We start from the raw sequence: 16409 nt of genomic DNA, 5'->3' as shown, positions 1-16409 counted from the left end.
GGGCGGGACGGCCGGTGGCGTCGCCGCCACCGGCCCTCGATTGGGGTGAGTCAGGACAGGCCTGAGGCCCAGGGATAGGCCTTCAGGTACGGGTCGGGTTTGACCGGGCCACCGGAATTCCACACCTCGGTGATCAGGCCATCGTCGCCGATCTTGCCGATACGCGCGGTCTTGTGGATGTGTTGGGTCGCGCCGTCGATGGTGACCAGGCCTTCCGGCGCTTGGAACGTGATGCCGTCGGAAGCCCCCTTCACCTTCTCCACCTCGAACGACTTCGCCTTTTCCACCATGGCTTTCCAGAGGTAGACCGAGACGTAGGCGGCTTCCATCGGGTCGCTGGTCGGCTTGTCCGCGCCGAACTTCGCCTTGTAGGCCTTGACAAACTTGTCGTTGGCGGACCCGGTGGTGGTCTGGTAGTAGTTCCAGGCGGTGAGCTGGCCGGCGAGGTACTGGGTGCCGATGCTCTTGACCTCTTCCTCGGCGATGGACACCGAAATCACCGGCATCGTCGCCGCGGTGAGCCCGGCCGACTTGTACTCCTTGAAGAAGGCCACATTGCTGTCCCCGTTGAGGGTGTTGAACACCGCGTCGGCCTTGGCCGCCTTCACCTTGTTCACGATCGTGCCGAACTCGGTCGAGCCCAGCGGCGCATAGTCTTCACCGAGCACGGTCATGCCGTTGGCCGCCGCGTAGGCCTTGATGATTTTGTTGGCGGTGCGGGGGAAAACGTAGTCGCTGCCGACGAGGTAGACCGACTTCTTGCCCTGCGCCTTGAGATAGTCAAGACCCGGCACGATCTGCTGATTGGTGGTCGCACCGGTGTAGAAGATGTAGGGCGACTGTTCCAGCCCTTCATACTGCACCGGATAGAAAAGCAGCGACTTGTTCTCCTCGAACACCGGCTTGACCGCCTTGCGGCTGGCCGAGGTCCAGCAGCCGAAGACCGCGCCGACCCGGTTCTCCTTGATCAGTTTTTCCGCCTTCTCGGCGAAGGTGGGCCAGTCCGATGCGCCATCCTCGCTGATGGGCTGGATCTTTTTGCCGAGTACGCCGCCTGCCGCATTGATTTCCTCGATGGCGAGGACGATCGCGTCCCGCACGGTGACCTCGCTGATGGCCATGGTGCCCGACAGCGAGTTGAGCAGGCCTACTTTGATGGTGTCCCCGGAAACGTCAATGGTGACACCGGTTGACGTGGTTTCACCGGTCTTGCTGCCACAGCCGGGCAGCACGAGCGCGACGGCCAGCGCCGCGCACAGTACGGCCACGCGGCCGCGAATAGTCGACATGAGACTCCTCGCCAGGAATGGAATGCGGATGCTTGCGGAGAAACAGCGCCGGGTGAGGATGTGGGTCGGCGGTGGGGCACCATGGCGGCGGCCTGGCTCGGTTGTGCCGAGGATTTCCGCCTTATGGCTGGGCAGGATTAGCGTCGATGAATTCGATTACGCCGATGTTTCCCAGCCCTTAATTACCCGTTTCCATCAGCAATTCCAGCCCCGGGTCGAAGGCGCGGAAATGGCTGCCACAAACGGCTTTCCAAGCGAATTGGAAAGCGCGCGCGGCAGCCATCGATAGGAACCATGTGGAGGATTACTTCCTACAGGAAGTATTCTTGGAACGACCGTGACAGTCAATACTCGAACGGCTTCACAACCGGCCGACAGGGCTTGTGAATTCGGCTTACGACGTCAGCTGTGCCACCACGTCGAACTCCAGCCCGCGTGCCTTGGCCAGATAGATTCGCTGCCGCACATGACGGCGTCGCACCTGCAACAGGCCACGCGGGCCTTCGTAGCTGACCGACTCGGCACCCGCCTCGATCGAGCGCACGTCCAGCGCGCGGGCCCGCTCGATGAGCGCGGCGAGCAGAAGCACGCCCTCGTAACAGGACTCGCCGAGGCTGCCCAGCGGTGGCGCGTCGGCGCCGAAGCGGGCCGCGTACTGGCCGTGGAAGTCCAGATTCTCCGGCGTCACCAGGGAGGCGAAGAAACCGGCCGCGCTGAACAGGTCCTCCCCCGCCCCGGCCCCGCCGGCCAGCAGCATGTTCTCGTCCATCAGCGTGCTCAGCCGGGGGCAGCGCGCGGCCAGGCCGTAGCGGGCGAAGGCGCGGTTGAAGCGCACCGCGTCGTTGCCCACCAACAGCATCAGCACCGCGTCGGCCTCGCTGCGCTCGATGCAGCGCAGCACCCCGGAAAAGTCTTGCGTGCCAAGGGGCACAAAGGCTTGCCCGCAGATGGCCGACCCCAGCGCGAACGCGTAGCGCCGCGCGGCCCGCGCCGTGCGGCGGGGCCACACGTAGTCGTTGCCCACGATGAACCAGCGCTTGATCCGCCGCTCGCGGGTGAGCAGCTGCATGGCCGGGCGCAGCTGCCCGTCCGGGGTCTCGCTGGTGAGGAAGACCCCCTCGGTGCGCTCTCCGCCCTCGTAGAGCGCCGTGTACACATAGGGCACCCGGCCCGCGATGCGCGGCGCGATCGCTTGGCGCACAGACGAAATGTGCCATCCGGCGACGCCGTCGACGACCCCGAGCGACACGAGCGCCGCCACCTGCGCGGCTACCAGCTGCGGGGAGGCGCCGCCGTCGACCGGCAGCAGGCGCAGCTCGCGCCCGAGCACCCCGCCGGACCTGTTGACCTCCTCGGCCGCCAGCTGCGCGCACAGCTCGCAGGTCGGGCCGAAGATGCCGGCCGGACCCTGCATCGGGTAGACCAGCGCGACCGTCACCGCCGACCGATCCACCGCGAAGTTGCGCATGCCGTCGATACTCCCGGCCCGGGCCGCGATCTGGAAGGTGTGTCGGGAACCTGCCGCCGTTCTGTAGCATGGGGCAGCCGTTTTCAGATCGGAGGACCGGTGGGCGGGCAGACGGGCGACATCGTCGTCCTGTTGGCGCGCGCGGAGAAACTCGTCGCGCGCAGGCTGGCCGCCGTGCTGGAAAACGAGCGGCTCACCGTGCCCGGGTGGCGGGTGCTGACCCTGCTCGCCGATGGCCTGGGCCACCCGATGACCGAGGTTGCCGATCATTGCCTGCTGCCGCCGGGAAGCCTGACCAAATTGGTCGATCAGCTGGCCGAGGACAACCTTGTCTACCGCCGCATCGATCCCGCCGACCGGCGGCGCATCCGCGCCTTTCTCACCCGGCGCGGGCGCGAAACCCAGGCCCGGGTCGCCCTCGACCTCGAGCTCGACCTTGCCGGCGCCTGCCCGGCCGAGCTGGCCGGCCACCTGGCGACCCTCATCACCGCGCTGGAGTCAGCACAGCCCGCAGCGCCGGCGCTGCCTCGGCGGTAGCCGTCACCAGCCAGCCGGGCCCGGTGCCCAGTGGCATCCGAACCGCTGTCGGGCTGGCCACCTCCGACTGCGCCATCATCGCCTCCGGCGCGGCCGTCCTCGGTTCAGGCCATGATTCGCTGTTGACGCCAAGGAGGCTGCCGACGGCTTTGGCCCCGCCCAGCACGCCGGGGCCGGCCCAGTGCACGGCGCTCGGGCCGACCTGTAAAGCCTGACGCAGCAATGGTTTTCCGGCATAGGTCACCGAGGTGCTCACCGTGACGTCGCCGGGTTGCTCGTCATGGCGTCCGCAGATCAGCTCCTCGCGCCAGAGCAGCCGGGCGCCCTCCGCGAGCTCCACATTGGACATGGCGAGGTGGTGGCAGCCGCGCGCCGCGATGAGCTGTTCGGGCAGCCAGTGCAGCTCACCGCCGCTCGCCACCCGAACCGTGACTGTCATCCGCGACACCGCGCCCGACCGGGCGGGCAACGCGATGGAGGCGGCGATGCCGCGCACGCACAGCCGCGCCCGCTCCCCCACCGCGATCTCCAGCCGCAGCTCGTCGCCGCCGAGCGGACCGGCCGCGCCGCCAAGCAGGTGCACGACGGCCGGGCCGGTGGTAGCCGGGGTGTGCCGCAACAGCAGCGGCGCTTCGCTGCGCAGCCCGGTCAGCCGGGTGACGCCGGCGTCGTCGGCCTGCGCCACCACCCGGGCGACGGCCCGCATCAGTGCTCGTGCGCCAGGAGCGCGCGAATCCAGTCGGCCACCTTGACCGCCTGCCGATCCTGGGCGATCGAAAGGAAGATGGTGGGCAGGTCACCGCGGCGTGCCCTGGCGTCACGCTCCATCACCGACAGATCCGCTCCCACCATGGGCGCCAGGTCGGTCTTGTTGATGACGAGAAGGTCGGCGGCAGTGACTCCGGGGCCTCCTTTTCTGGGTACCTTGTCACCCCCGGCCACATCCACCACGAAGATCTGCCTGTCGACCAGGCCACGGCTGAAGGTGGCGGTGAGGTTGTCGCCTCCGCTTTCCACGAGCACCAGATCCAGCTGGCCCAGCTCCTCTTCGAGTTCCTCGATGGCGGCCAGATTGGCCGAGATGTCATCGCGGATCGCGGTATGCGGGCAGCACCCGGTCTCCACCGCCCGGATGCGTTGCGGGTCAAGCACTCCGGCCCGTTTGAGGAAGTCGGCGTCCTCGGTGGTGTAGATGTCGTTGGTGACCACGCCGAGCCGCAGCTCGCCCGCGAAAGCCCGGCACAGCGCCGCCACCAGAGCGGTCTTGCCCGAGCCGACCGGCCCGCCGATGCCCACCCGAAACGCACCGTGATGGTGCAAAGCCGAGTGCGGGTCAACGTTCGGGTCCGGATGGGTGTGCACGGTTTCAGGATGCAAAGAGACGCACCTCCCAGGTCGCATGAAGCTCGGCCGAGATGTCGGCCAGCGGTGAGGAAAACATGGGCAACTCGGCCGGGTCCTTCCCGGCGTGCGCCGTGGCCGCCATGGCCACCGCGTCGCATTGCCCGGCCAGCTGAGCAAGCAGCCGCTGGATGTCGTAGGGGCTGAACCCCAAGAGCCGCAAGGCGGCGCTGGCCTGACCGGTCACCTGCGAATAGCACGCGATCAGCGCCGCCTCAGCGCAGGACAGCCCCGCCGCCGCCGCGGTCACGCCCAGCACCACGGCGTGATGCACCCCGTCGCGCCGCTGCGGCAGGAGCCCATAGCCGTCACCCGGCCAGACCATCTTTGCCGCCCGCAACAAAGCCGCCCCCTGCTTACGCGAAGCCACCCTGGTGGCCGGTGAAGCCATGCGCGCCTCCAGCTCCTCATCCAGCTGCAGCAGCACCTCCGACCCCGCTGCGCACTCCATGTCCCCCAGCCGCGGCACCGACCCACCCTCCACCGCACCGGACGGGGTGGCAAGGTGGGCGGCGGCAGCGCCTTGGGCCGCAGGGTGAGCGGCGGCTGTGCTGGTCGCAGGGTGAGCGGCGGCGTGGTGCGAGGCGGCGGCGAAGGCGGCGGTGACCAGGCCGGTGGTATAGAGGCGGCCCAGCAGGAATGACTCCAATGTGGACAGGCTGCTGACCCGGCCGGCGGCCACGGCGGCTTCCAGGCCGCTGGAGTGGGCGTGGCCCCCGGCCGGGAAACGGCCGTCGGCGAGAAGAAGCAGCGCGCTGGTCATGCCCGGCCTCAGAACAGGAAGTAGCGCTGGGCCATGGGCAGCTCGGTGACCGGACCCGGCTCGTAGACGACGCCGTCGATGCGCACCGTGAACGTGTCCGGGTCGACCTCGATGTGGGGCATGGCATCGTTTTCCGGCAGGTCGGCCTTTCCACGCGAACGGACGTCGGCCACCGGCACCAGCCTGCGCCGCACGTCGAGCTTCAGCCCGGCTTCGATGGCGGCCGGCGCCACAAAGGAGACGCTGGTCGCCGCAGCCGCCGCACCGAATGCCCCGAACATCGGCCGGGGCAGCACGGGCTGCGGAGTGGGAATGGAAGCGTTGGCGTCGCCCATCTGCGCGTAGGCGATCATCCCGCCCTTGATGACCAGGTGCGGCCTTACCCCGAAGAAGGCTGGATCCCAGAGCACCAGATCGGCCAGCTTTCCCGGCTCGACCGAGCCGATCTCCTGCTCCAGGCCATTGGCCATCGCTGCGCAGATGGTGTACTTGGCCACGTAACGGCGTGCCCGATGGTTGTCGGCGACGCCGTCTCCGGGTAGCGATCCAACCCGATCCTTCATCACGTGCGCGGTCTGCCAGGTGCGGATGACCACCTCGCCGATGCGGCCCATCGCTTGGGAGTCCGAGCCGATGATGGAGATCGCGCCCAGGTCGTGCAGCAGGTCCTCGGCCATCATGGTGCTCGGCCTGATCCGGCTTTCCGCGAAGGCCAGGTCCTCGGGCACGGCCGGGTTCAGGTGATGGCAGACCATCAGCATGTCCAGGTGCTCGGCCAGGGTGTTGTGGGTGTAAGGCCGGGTCGGGTTGGTCGAGGACGGCAACACGTTGGGGTGGCTGGCCACGGTGATGATGTCGGGCGCGTGCCCGCCACCGGCGCCCTCGGTGTGATACGTGTGGATCGCCCGGCCATTGATCGCGGCCAGGGTGTCCTGCACGAAACCGGCCTCGTTGAGGGTGTCGGTGTGAATGGACACCTGGACTCCGGACTGATCCGCCACGCGCAGGCACGCGTCGATGACGGCTGGCGTGGTACCCCAATCCTCATGAAGTTTGAAACCACCGGCTCCGGCGCACAGCTGCTCCCACATGGACTCCTCGGAGACCGTGTTTCCCTTACCCAGCAATAAAACGTTGACCGGGAAGGTGTCCAGCGCCTCGTGCATGCGGGCCAGGTGCCACGCGTTGGGGGTGACCGTGGTGGCCTTGGTGCCCTCGGCCGGGCCGGTGCCGCCACCGACCAGGGTGGTCACCCCACCGGCCAGGGCCTCGTCGATGAGCTGCGGGCAGATGAAGTGGACGTGGGTGTCCACCGCGCCGGCCGTGAGAATCTTTCCGTTGCCCGCGATGACCTCGGTCGACGGGCCGATGATCAGGGCGGGGTGGACCCCGTTCATGGTGTCGGGGTTGCCCGCCTTCCCGAGCGCCACGATGCGCCCGTCGCGGATCCCCACGTCGGCCTTGACAATGCCCCAGTGGTCAAGCACCACCGCACCGGTGATGACGGTGTCCAAGGCGCCTTCGGCCCGCGTCACCCGCGACTGCCCCATGGACTCGCGGATCACCTTGCCACCGCCGAAGACCGCCTCATCGCCGCCGAAACAGCGGTCCTCTTCAATTTCAATCATCAGGTTGGTATCGGCCAGCCGCACCCTGTCCCCAGCGGTGGGGCCATACAGGGCCGCGTATCGATCCCGGCTCAGATAGCTCATGCCATGGCCTCCGCATCCAGGTTGCCGGGGGTACCGCCGCGGAGTCCGGGGACTATCCGGGCACCGCCCAGCGGGACGAGTTCGACTTCGCGGGTCACGCCCGGCTCGAAGCGCACCGAGGTACCGGCGGGGATCGCCAAGCGCTTGCCCCAGGCCGCTTTCCGATCGAACTCCAGCCCCGGGTTGGCCTGCGCGAAGTGATAGTGCGAACCGACCTGCACCGGCCGATCCGCCGTGTTGACGACGGTGACCACGGTCAGCTCCAGCCCGGCGTTGATCTCGACCTCGCCTTCGCCGAAGACGATCTCACCCGGGATCACCGCACCGGGTGGTGCACCGTCACCAGCTTGGTCCCATCCGGAAAGGTCGCCTCCACCTGCACCTCCTTCAGCATCTCCGGGACGCCGTCGAGCACGTCCTGCGCGGTGAGCACGCCACGCCCGGCTTCCATGAGGTCCACCACGGTCCGGCCGTCGCGAGCGCCCTCCAGCAGGAAGGAGGTGATCACCGCGACCGCTTCGGGATAGTTGAGGCGCAGACCGCGCGCGCGGCGTTGCTGGGCCACCATCGCGGCCACATGGATCAGCAGGCGCTCCTGCTCATGCGGGGTAAGAAACACAAAATCCCTCCGGGGTCCCAAAAACCTGGTGCCGCGAGTCGCAGGCCGCCGGCGGTGACATCCTGACGATCTTTGGCGGCCGAAGGTTGCCAAGATCGGGCTTGGATGTCGCCGCCTTTCTGGGCAGCCTGCCGCGCGTCGCTTCGCACGCGCCGAAATTACAGCCCAGGAGGTCCGGAAGGGTGCGGGGATCGCCCGCGACGCAAATCGGCTCTGCCGCATGCAGCATCCCAGCCGATCGCGCCCGGATCAACCCCCCACGCGAGGGTGGTCAAACCGCGGTGGCGCGGAAGGCTAGTTTAAGGAAAGCTAACCTGATCGACCGCGTAAGGAGTGAACGGGCTGTGACTGCTAATCCCTTGTTGACACCAAGCACGCTTCCCTATCACCTGCCCCCGTTCGCTCTCCTCCGTGATGAGCACTATCTGCCCGCCTACGAGCAGGGCATGGCCGAACAGCTGGCCGAGGTGACGGCGATCGCCGAGCAGGCCGACGCGCCCACCTTCGCCAACACGATCGAGGCCATGGAAAGGTCCGGCCAGCTGCTGGAACGGGCAAAGCTGGTGTTCACCATCATGACCTCCACCAACAGCAACGAGGCGCTACGCGCGATCGAGGCGCAGGTGGCCCCGCTCTACGCCGCCCACCGCGACGCGATCCTGCTCAACAGCAAGCTGTTCGCGCGCATCAAGGCGCTCTACGACGCGATCGATGAGGTCGAGGGCGCCGAAGAGCAGCGGCTCGTCGAGCGGTACTACCTCGACCTGGTCCGCGCCGGGGCGGCGCTGCCGCAAGCCGACCAGACCCGCCTCGCCGAGCTCAACCGCGAGCTCGCCGAAGCATCCACCACCTTCAATCAGAATCTGCTCGCCGCGATGAACGACGCGCTCGTCGTGGTGGACACGGCGCAGGAGCTGGACGGCCTGTCCGAAGGCGAAATCGCCGCGGCGGCACAGACCGCGGCCGAGCGGGGCCACCCCGGCAAGTACGCGATCAGCCTGATCCTTCCCACCTCGCAGCCGGTCCTCGCCACGCTGACCAACCGGGAGCTGCGCCGCCGCGTACACGAAGCGTCCATGGGCCGAGCGGCTGAAGAGAACGCCGAAATCGCCGCGCAGATGGCGGTGCTGCGGCTGGAGCGCGCGCGGCTGCTGGGCTTCGCCAGCCACGCCGACTATGTAATCGCCGACCTGACCGCGGGCAACGCCGACACGGTGATGGAGATGCTCGGCCGGATAACCCCGGCCGCGGTGGCCAACGCGGCGCAGGAGGAGACGGCCCTGCAGACCTTGGCCGGCGGCGTTCAGCTGGCCGCATGGGACTGGCCGTTCTACGCCGAGCAGGTGCGCCGGGCTGAGTACAATGTGGACAGTGCGACCATGCGTCCCTACTTCGAGCTGGAGCGGGTGCTGGTCGACGGCATCTTCTTCGCCGCGCACAAGCTCTACGGCATCACCGTCGTCCCGCGGCCCGACCTCGTCGGCTACCTGCCGGAGGTGAGGGTCTTCGAGGTGTTCAATGAGGACGGTTCGCCGCTCGGGCTGTTCCTGGCCGACTACCACACCCGGGCCGGAAAGCGCGGCGGCGCTTGGATGAACGAGCTGGTCAGCCAGTCCCGGCTGTTCGGCACCAAGCCGGTGGTGGTGAACAACATGAACATTGTCAAGCCACCGGAAGGCGAGCCCGCGCTGCTCACCTTCGACGAGGTCAACACCATGTTCCACGAGTTCGGCCACGCCCTGCACGGCCTGTTCTCCAGCGTGCGCTATCCCCGATTCGCCGGGACGAAGGTGCCCCGCGACTTTGTCGAATTCCCCTCACAGGTCAACGAGATGTGGGCGACCTGGCCGGAGGTTTTCACCAACTACGCCAAGCACTATCAGACCGGCGAGCCGATGCCGATCGAGCTGGTGGAGCGATTCCGGGCGGCGTCGGGGTTCAACGAAGGTTTCCGCTCCACCGAGTACCTCGCCGCGACCCTGCTCGACCTGGCCTGGCACCAGATCACCGAGCCGCCCGCCGACCCGGCCGCCTTCGAGGCCAAGGCGTTGCAGGAGGCGGGGGTGTCGATCGCGGCGATCCCGCCCCGGTACCGGACGAACTACTTCGCGCACATCTGGGCCAGCGACTACAGCGCCGCCTACTACTCCTACATCTGGAGCGAGGTGCTCGACGCGGACACGGTCGAATGGTTCACCGAAAACGGCGGGCTGCGCCGGGAAAACGGCGACATCTTCCGGCGGGAGCTGCTCAGTGTGGGCGGCAGTGTCGAGTCGCTCGCCGCTTTCCGGGCGGTTCGCGGCCGCGGGCCGAGCATCGAGCCGCTGCTGGCCCGGCGCGACCTGAACTGACCACTAGCGGCGGCCGAACGCCTCGTTGACATATCGCCTGGGGTTGGCCAAGGTGTGCGCATGAGTGATGATGAGCGCACCGAGATCGTGGCATTTGACACCGACGGCGACGGCGTGGCCGATGTCCGCACGTTCGACACCGACGGCGACGGCAAGGCCGACTTCATGGAGCTGGACACCGACTCCGATGGTGAAGTCGACATCGCCAAGTCGATTTAGCAGCAAGGCAATCGATGGCCTGGGCGCGCCGCGCCCGGGCCATCAGCTTTCGGCCATCAGCGTTCGGCCGCGTCGCCCAGAACCACCCGCAGCCCCTGCCGGCCCGAGACACCGAGCTTGGTGCAGGCGCGGGCAAGGGTGTTGTTGACGGTGGTGACCGCCAGCCCCAGCTGCTCGGCCACCTCCCGGCTGCTGTGCCGGGTCGCCAGCATGGCCACCTCCCGCTCGCGCGGGCTGAGCAGGTGGAAGTCCTGATCGCTTGCGAGCAAAGGGGTTCGGGCCCCCGGGCAGAGGTCGCGCAGCTTGCTCGCGTAGAGCAGCGCGCCGCTGTGCCGGCTGCGCATGCCGGCCGCCTGCCACAGCCGGGTGGCCACGGTGGCCGCTTCGGCCGCGAGCAGATCGTGACCCAGCTGCTCGAAACTTCGCGCCGCGGCCAGCAGTGCCCCGGCATCCTCGCCCGCCACGGCTTCGGCCGCGGTGGCAAGGGTTTGCGCGAACGGGGTGCGCAACTGCGCGGCCAGCTCTGCCAGGCGCTTGCGATCGGTGGCGCACTGCGCGGCGGGCACGCCCAGCCTTATCGTCTCGTAGCGGGCCGCCGCCTCGATGGTGGGCAGCTCCAGCTCGTTGGCGAGCTGAGCCGAGCGCCTTGCCGAATCGACGGCCGCCAGCTGTGCCCCTTCGGCATATTCCACCCAGGCTCGCCAGATGCCAAGCGATGGCTCCCAAATCCGGTTGTGGCGACCGGCCAGCTCGTCCGCGCGGTGCATCCAGCGCCGCGCGGCCTCCGGGTCGCCCTTGGTTCCGGCTATCCAGGCGAGCGCGCCGACACAGCACCGCGCGACGTGGAAGGTGTCGTTCTCCTCCAGCCGCCCGACCGCCTCCCGCAACAGGTGCGCGGCCCTGTCCAGGTGGCCGCGGGCGGCGGCCACCAGACCGGAGTGCAAGGCCCACCCGGCCACCATCATCGGCATGCCCGAGGCGAGAGCGGCCTGGTATCCGCCTCCGGTCACGGTTTCGGCCTGGGCCAGGTCGCCCATGGCCAGGTTGGAGAGGCAGTACCCGATCTCGATCTCGAAGGCGGCCCACGGCAGCTCGTCGGCTTTCTCGCGGGCGATCCGCATGCCGCGCTGGAAGAAGTCCGCGGACACCACGGGATCGCCGAGGAACCCAGACGCCGCCGAACCGCTGGCACAAGCCCACACCACCGCCAGTTGTGACTGTCCATCCCGGACAGCCAGCGCCTCGCGCAGCGCCCTTTCACACTGACCGTCGAAGAAGAGGATCCAGGACCAGGAGCCGCGCGCCGCGTCGCCACCCGGCTGATCGAAGACGGCGGCCAGCATCCTCTCCGCGGCGGCGAAGTCGCCGTTGCCCCAGTAGAGGTTCTCGGCATGGGTGACCGCCCAGCTCACCGGCTCGGCATCGTGGGAAGCCTGCTCCGCCAACAACATCGTGGCTTCGGCGTCGCGGCCCCGATATTGCAGGATCTCGGCGAGCAGCCGGTCGGCCTGCGGGCTCGGCTGTGCCAGCCGCGCGGCCCGTGCGAGCCGCTCGGCGATGACGAGATCCGCGCGGCCCACCGCCAGCGCGGCTCCGGCGCGGACCACCTCGGCGTCGATGACCCTGCCGCCTTCCACCTGCCACAGCGCGGCCCGCAAGGCATCGTCGCGGCGGCGCATCGGGGTGGCGAGGATGGCTTCGGACAGGTGGCGGTAGATCTGCCTGGCCCGAGCGGCCGACAGCCGGGCCCGGATCACCTCGCCGTAAAGGGGATGCGCCAGCTGTGCCTCGACCCGGGCCTGGGCGGGCTCGACCACCACCGCGCCGGAGGCTTCAGCCAGGTCGATCGCGGTGAAGTCGGCGAGCCGCTCCAGAACCGACAGCGACACCGGCTCGCCGCAGGTGACCATCTCAAGCACGGCGCGCGCGGCCGGGTCGAGGTTCTGCAGGCGATGCCACACCAGATCGGCGAGCTGGTCGGGCACAGCGAAGGAGGTGTCCAGCAACCACACTCCGTGACGCTGATGAAGCCCACCGCCACGCAGGATCTCGCGTAGCGCCAACGGGTTGCCCCGCACGAGATCGTGCAGACGCCGCCGGCTCAACCCGTCGACCTGGCCGTCCACATACTTGTCGATCAGTGAATCGAGCACCTGTGGCGGCAGGCCTTCCAGCTCAAGGCGTTCCGCCCGGCCCTGCTTGTAAAGCGAGACCGCGAGCTCGGGCACCTCGGCGTCACGGCGCAGTGTCATCACCACGAACGCCAGCCCGGCTGAGATCAGGTGGGCGATCGCCGCGGCCGACGCCGGATCCAGAAGGTTGGCGTCGTCCACTCCGATCACCACCCGCCGCCTGCCGGGCAGTGCCGAGAAATAGTCGGTGATGGACAGCAGCAGCCCGGTCGGGCCCGCATCGACCTGCGGTCCAAGCAGATGGGCCACCGCACCGAACGGAATGGCGGCCACCGTGCGGGTCGCCGCCGCCCATTCGATATGCAAACCCTGCCGCCGCCAGGCCGCCAATGCGGCCCGTACCAGCGCCGTCTTGCCCACCCCAGCGTCACCCGTGACCACCAGGGCGGCACATTCGGGCTGACGGAATGCGGCGTTCATGAACGCCAGCTCCCCGTCACGCCCGGCAAAAGCCCAGTCCCGCGCCATCATCATCGATTATGGGGCGGCCGTGGCGGATTGGCCAACCCTGGCCCTACCCTGAATTCGGTCGCGAACACCCAATTTTCGGCGGGTGTCCACATCGGATGCGGTAACCCGGGGTCAGGCCGGCTGCTCCGCGCCCAGGAAGGCGAAGTGGTCCAGGGCCGGATCCGAGGACAGGATCGCGCGCTGAAGGCTGTGGATCCGCCGCGACGGTTCCAGCCCGACGTCCTCAAGCAGGGTCCGGCGTAGCCGCTGAAAAGCGTTGAGGGCGTCGGTTCGGCGCCCGGCGCGGTAGAGGGCGACCATGTACTGCGCCTGGAGATCCTCGTGCAGCGGGTGCTGCGCGGCCAGACCACTCAGCTCGCAGAGCACCGCATGGTGCCGGTCGAGGCGCAGCTCGGCGTCGAAGCGCAGCTTGCACGTGGCCAGCCGGCTCTCCTCCAGCTGGCTGACCTCGACGGTCAGCACCGGGCCGAGCCGCACGTCGACCAGAGCCGCGTCCTGCCACAGCTTCAATGCCTTGCCCAGCAAGCAGGAGCCGAGGGTGTCGTCCCGCTCGGCCAGGGCGGCGCGCCCCTCGGCGGCCAGCCTGGAGTATTCGTGGAGGTCCAGCTCGCCTTGCTGGACGCGAAGCAGGTACCCGTCCGCGGCGGTGACCAGGATGTCGCGGGCCACCTCCTCGGAGCTGAGCCCCAGGGTGGCGGCGAGCATCCGCCGCACCTGCAGGACATAGGTCTGCAGGGTGGTCTGAGCGCTGGCGGGCGGCTCATCGCGCCAAAGCTCACGGCTCAGGGTCTCGATTGGCACGACAAGGTTGGCCCGCATCAGCAGCAAGGCGAGCACCTTGCGCGGCTTGGGCGCGGTCAGGCAGCCGACGCGGCCGCCGGAGCGCACCGCCAATTGGCCGAGAACGCGACAGTCCATGTTTCCTCCGAATGTCGCAGAAGCCCAAAAGCCCCCCAATTGGAACTTTCAGTTTGTTCTGTGATCAAACCTACTAGGCCCATCGGATTCTCGCCGATCTTCGCTCGGATCCCTGGTCAGCGACTTATGGCCGAACGCGAGTGAAATTCCACCGATCGTCTAGCGGGGTACTGGAAGGGTCGATATCGGCACAAAGCCTCGAATCAGATGTAACAGGCATTTATCAGTGAAAGGGGGTATCGGAATGGCAGAACCGACGCAGGCGCCGTGGGTGCTGTGCCCCGGTTGCCAGGCCGTCATCTACGGCCGGCGAATGGCCAGCGCCGACGGAGTATGCCCACAGTGCGGCTGCTACGGCGCGCTGACCGCGACCGAGCGGCTCGCCCTGCTCGCCGACCCGGACTCGCTCGAGCTGCTCAATTTCGACCTGCCCGACAGCGATCCGCTCGCCTTTGTCGACCGTCGGCCCTACCCGAGCCGGATAGTGGAGGCGCGCGAGGCCACCGGCCTGCGCGAAGCCGTCCTGTGCGCACGGGTTCGGGTGGGCGGCACGCCCGCGGTGATCGCGGCCATGGACTTCCGGTTCATGGGCGGCAGCCTCAGCGGCGCGGTGGGCGAAATCATCACGCTGGCCGCCGAGACCGCCCTTCTCGACGGCTCGCCGCTGGTGATCGCCACCGCGTCCGGTGGGGTGCGGATGCAGGAAGGCGTGGTCGGCCTGCTGCAGATGGTGAAGACGGCACAGGCGCTGCAACAGCTCAACGAGGCCGGGCTGGCCACCGTCTGCCTGATCACCGATCCCACCTATGGCGGAGTGGCCGCCTCTTTCGCCCTGCTCGGCGACGTGATCATGGCCGAGCCCGGCGCGCGGCTCGGCTTCGCCGGGCCACGGGTAATCCAGGAGACCATCCGGGAGAAGCTGCCCGACGGTTTCCAGACCTCAGAATTCCTGCTGGAGCGGGGATTCATCGATCAGGTGTGTCCCCGCTCGGCGTTGCGTGACCGGCTGGGAAGGTTGCTGTCGCTGGCCACCGGACGGCGGCGCACCGCTTACACCGAGCCGGTGGAGCAGATCGTCGTCCGCGAGCCGGAGGCGCTGGAGCAACGCCCGGCGTGGGAGGCGGTGCGCAAGGCCCGCGACATCGGGCGGCCGACCACCTCCGACTATCTGCGGATGATCCTCGACGATTTCGAGGAGCTGCGCGGAGACCGGGTCGGCGGCGACTGCCCGGCCATCATCGGCGGCGTCGGCCGGCTCGGTGGCGACCCGATAGTCGTTATCGGGCACGAGAAAGGGCACACGCCCGCCGACCTGACCGCCCACCGGTACGGCATGCCGGCGCCGGCCGGATATCGCAAGGCGGGGCGGCTGATGCGGCTGGCCGCCAAATGGAAATTGCCGATCGTGACGCTGGTGGACACGCCCGGGGCGCATCCGGGTCTGGACGCCGAGCTGCAGGGGCAGGCAAGCGCGATCGCGGAGAACCTGCGGCTGATGTCCACGCTGCCGGTTCCCGTGGTCACGGTGGTCACCGGCGAGGGTTGCAGCGGAGGCGCTCTGGCCATCGCCGTGGCCGATCGCCTGCTGGTGATGGAGAACGGCTTCTACACCGTCATCAGCCCGGAGGGGTGCGCCGCGATTCTGTGGCGCGAGCGCTCCGCCGCGCCCGAGGCCGCACAGGCGCTTCGGATCGACGCGCGGTCCCTTCTGGAGCTGGGCGTGGCCGACGGCGTGATTCCGGAGCCGCCCGGCGGCGCCGAGACCGATCCGGCGCAGGCCGCGTCCTTGCTGCGCACGGCCATCCGATACGAGCTGGCCGAACTGGATGCTTTGGACCCAGCCGGGCTGATCGCCGCCAGGCGTGCCCGGTACCGCGATTTCGACGGCACGAGCCGCCGGGCGCTCTACGCCGCACCGGCCCTGGTGACCGCTTCTGACAGGAGGATCTCGTGACTGAGGTGATCAATTCCGAACCGCGCATCGGCGCCGGTTCGCTCGCGGAGGCGCTGAACGATGTCAGCCGCAGCGCGCAACAGCTCCTCGCGGACGTCAACAGCCAGCCGCGGGCGCTGCGGATCCGCGCCGGAGACGTGCAGGTCGAGCTGGAATGGCCGGCGCATGTCGGCTCCGCGCCGGCCGGCGTGGTACCACAAAACGTTGCCACGGCTGAAGAACTGACCGCAGGCGAAACGGCGACCGCGAGTGGCCTGTTCGATCTGTGCGCACCCACCGTCGGCACGTTCTACGTCTCCCCGGAGCCGGGGGCGGCGCCCTTTGTGGCCGAAGGAGATCTGGTCCGCGCGGGACAACAGGTCGGCATCGTCGAGGCGATGAAGCTGATGATCCCGATCGAGGCGGAACGCGATGGACAGGTCATCGCCGTCCTCGCCGCGAACGGGGGTCCCGTCGAGTACGGCGACCGCCTGTTCACCTTCGCCACCGCGTGCTCGGAATAGCGGGGGGCAGCC

General features: G+C 68.5%; 15 protein-coding genes. 5 read left to right on the top strand and 10 right to left on the bottom strand.

Translation table 11 applies throughout. The annotated features are described in order from the left end of the window. Positions 1-50: 50 nt before the first annotated feature. Both urtA and Rhe02_RS37970 read right to left on the bottom strand, forming a co-directional pair. Positions 51-1289 (bottom strand): urea ABC transporter substrate-binding protein, encoded by a 1239-nt coding sequence (gene urtA, locus Rhe02_RS37975; RefSeq protein WP_203913316.1) that lies wholly within the window; start codon positions 1287-1289, stop codon positions 51-53. A gap of 394 nt (positions 1290-1683) precedes the next feature. Then, positions 1684-2757: a substrate-binding domain-containing protein gene (locus Rhe02_RS37970; RefSeq protein ID WP_203913315.1), complete on the bottom strand. Its 1074-nt coding sequence runs from the start codon at positions 2755-2757 to the stop codon at positions 1684-1686. Positions 2758-2856: 99 nt separating this feature from the next. Here Rhe02_RS37970 and Rhe02_RS37965 point away from each other — a divergent pair, with 99 nt between their 5' ends. Beyond that, entirely contained in the window at positions 2857-3294 is a 438-nt protein-coding gene (locus Rhe02_RS37965; protein WP_239124318.1) for a MarR family winged helix-turn-helix transcriptional regulator, read from the top strand. Here Rhe02_RS37965 and Rhe02_RS37960 read toward each other — a convergent pair. From Rhe02_RS37960 to Rhe02_RS37935, 6 genes are read right to left on the bottom strand one after another with little or no spacing between them, the layout of a single operon-like run. Next, complete coding sequence (locus Rhe02_RS37960; protein ID WP_203913314.1) at positions 3242-4000, bottom strand: urease accessory protein UreD; 759 nt, start codon at positions 3998-4000, stop codon at positions 3242-3244. The genes Rhe02_RS37965 and Rhe02_RS37960 overlap by 53 nt on opposite strands. Then, on the bottom strand, positions 4000-4656 hold the full coding sequence (gene ureG / locus Rhe02_RS37955; RefSeq protein ID WP_505973684.1) for an urease accessory protein UreG: 657 nt from the start codon (positions 4654-4656) through the stop codon (positions 4000-4002). Before ureG ends, Rhe02_RS37960 begins: the two co-directional genes overlap by 1 nt. A 4-nt stretch (positions 4657-4660) precedes the next feature. Continuing rightward, positions 4661-5458: an urease accessory protein UreF gene (locus tag Rhe02_RS37950; RefSeq protein ID WP_203913312.1), complete on the bottom strand. Its 798-nt coding sequence runs from the start codon at positions 5456-5458 to the stop codon at positions 4661-4663. Positions 5459-5466: 8 nt separating this feature from the next. Then, positions 5467-7170, bottom strand: a complete 1704-nt coding sequence (locus Rhe02_RS37945; protein WP_203913311.1) for an urease subunit alpha — start codon at positions 7168-7170, stop codon at positions 5467-5469. Next, entirely contained in the window at positions 7167-7490 is a 324-nt protein-coding gene (locus Rhe02_RS37940; protein WP_203913310.1) for an urease subunit beta, read from the bottom strand. The genes Rhe02_RS37945 and Rhe02_RS37940 overlap by 4 nt, the downstream gene beginning before the upstream one ends. Further along, positions 7487-7789: an urease subunit gamma gene (locus Rhe02_RS37935; protein WP_203913309.1), complete on the bottom strand. Its 303-nt coding sequence runs from the start codon at positions 7787-7789 to the stop codon at positions 7487-7489. Before Rhe02_RS37935 ends, Rhe02_RS37940 begins: the two co-directional genes overlap by 4 nt. 344 nt (positions 7790-8133) lie before the next feature. Here Rhe02_RS37935 and Rhe02_RS37930 point away from each other — a divergent pair, with 344 nt between their 5' ends. Both Rhe02_RS37930 and Rhe02_RS37925 read left to right on the top strand, forming a co-directional pair. After that, on the top strand, positions 8134-10140 hold the full coding sequence (locus Rhe02_RS37930) for a M3 family metallopeptidase (protein WP_239124317.1): 2007 nt from the start codon (positions 8134-8136) through the stop codon (positions 10138-10140). Positions 10141-10200: 60 nt separating this feature from the next. Further along, the gene (locus Rhe02_RS37925) at positions 10201-10359 is read left to right on the top strand and encodes a hypothetical protein (RefSeq protein ID WP_203913308.1); all 159 of its coding nucleotides are present in this window, start codon (positions 10201-10203) and stop codon (positions 10357-10359) included. Positions 10360-10415: 56 nt separating this feature from the next. On the opposite strand, the gene Rhe02_RS37920 is transcribed toward Rhe02_RS37925, so the two are convergent. Together Rhe02_RS37920 and Rhe02_RS37915 are read right to left on the bottom strand one after the other, a co-directional pair. Then, entirely contained in the window at positions 10416-13019 is a 2604-nt protein-coding gene (locus tag Rhe02_RS37920; RefSeq protein WP_275412675.1) for an AAA family ATPase, read from the bottom strand. Between the two features lie 114 nt (positions 13020-13133). Further along, the gene (locus Rhe02_RS37915; RefSeq protein ID WP_203913306.1) at positions 13134-13940 is read right to left on the bottom strand and encodes an AfsR/SARP family transcriptional regulator; all 807 of its coding nucleotides are present in this window, start codon (positions 13938-13940) and stop codon (positions 13134-13136) included. Positions 13941-14184: 244 nt separating this feature from the next. Here Rhe02_RS37915 and accA point away from each other — a divergent pair, with 244 nt between their 5' ends. Both accA and Rhe02_RS37905 read left to right on the top strand, forming a co-directional pair. Next, positions 14185-15894 carry an acetyl-CoA carboxylase carboxyltransferase subunit alpha/beta gene (gene accA / locus Rhe02_RS37910; RefSeq protein WP_203913305.1) on the top strand — a complete coding sequence of 570 codons (1710 nt, stop codon included), beginning with the start codon at positions 14185-14187 and terminating at the stop codon, positions 15892-15894. After that, positions 15891-16397 carry an acetyl-CoA carboxylase biotin carboxyl carrier protein gene (locus Rhe02_RS37905; RefSeq protein ID WP_203913304.1) on the top strand — a complete coding sequence of 169 codons (507 nt, stop codon included), beginning with the start codon at positions 15891-15893 and terminating at the stop codon, positions 16395-16397. The genes accA and Rhe02_RS37905 overlap by 4 nt, the downstream gene beginning before the upstream one ends. The last annotated feature ends 12 nt before the right edge of the window (positions 16398-16409 follow it).

Source organism: Rhizocola hellebori, assembly GCF_016862955.1.
Lineage (GTDB): Bacteria > Actinomycetota > Actinomycetes > Mycobacteriales > Micromonosporaceae > Rhizocola > Rhizocola hellebori.
Note: the sequence above shows the minus strand (reverse complement) of the source record. Positions and strands in the feature narration are given on the sequence as shown.